This window comes from Escherichia sp. HH41S (genome assembly GCF_009820115.1).
GTDB classification, from domain to species: Bacteria; Pseudomonadota; Gammaproteobacteria; order Enterobacterales; family Enterobacteriaceae; genus Escherichia; species Escherichia coli_F.
This window is the reverse complement of the sequence record NZ_VNXE01000030.1, coordinates 1-747: the sequence shown is the minus strand read 5'-3', so window position 1 is coordinate 747 and position 747 is coordinate 1. Positions and strand designations below refer to the sequence as shown.

The 747-nt window shown below is 47.5% G+C and carries 1 protein-coding gene; it reads left to right on the top strand.

The features are described from left to right. The coding region (locus tag FQZ95_RS06340) for a phage tail tip domain-containing protein (protein WP_042634487.1) at positions 1 to 621 on the top strand (621 nt) is incomplete at its 5' end. Between the last annotated feature and the right edge of the window lie 126 nt (positions 622 to 747).

The window sequence follows — 747 nt, the reverse complement described above, 5'->3', positions numbered from 1 at the left end:
GACGTGTTCCTGAAACGCCTGACGGCTCCCACCATTACCAGCGGTGGAAATCCGCCGGCATTTTCCCTGACACCAGACGGAAAGCTGACCGCTAAAAATGCGGATATCAGCGGTAATGTGAATGCAAATTCAGGGACGCTCAACAATGTCACGATTAATGAAAACTGTCAGATTAAGGGGAAACTGTCAGCCAATCAGATTGAAGGCGATATTGTCAAAACGGTCAGCAAGTCTTTCCCCCGCACGAACAGTTATGCCAGTGGCACCATCACGGTAAGAATCAGTGATGATCAGAAATTTGACCGGCAGGTCATGATACCGCCAGTGTTATTCCGCGGTGGTAAGCATGAGAATTTCAACAGTAATAACCAACAGTCATACTGGTATTCAACCTGCCGGTTAAGAGTGACCCGCAATGGTCAGGAGATTTTTAATCAGTCCACGACGGATGCTCAGGGCGTATTTTCCTCAGTTATAGATATGCCTGCCGGACAGGGGACGCTGACACTGACATTCACCGTATCTTCATCAGGAGCGAATAACTGGACACCAACAACCAGTATCAGCGATCTGCTGGTTGTGGTGATGAAAAAATCCACAGCAGGTATCAGTATCAGCTGAATTTTATAACCCATAACGGGCGTCAGAAATGACGCCTTTTTTATTGCAGAAAAGCGAGAGGTAATTATGCGTAAACTTTATGCCGCCATTTTGTCCGCAGCCATTTGTCTGGCCGTATCCGGTGCG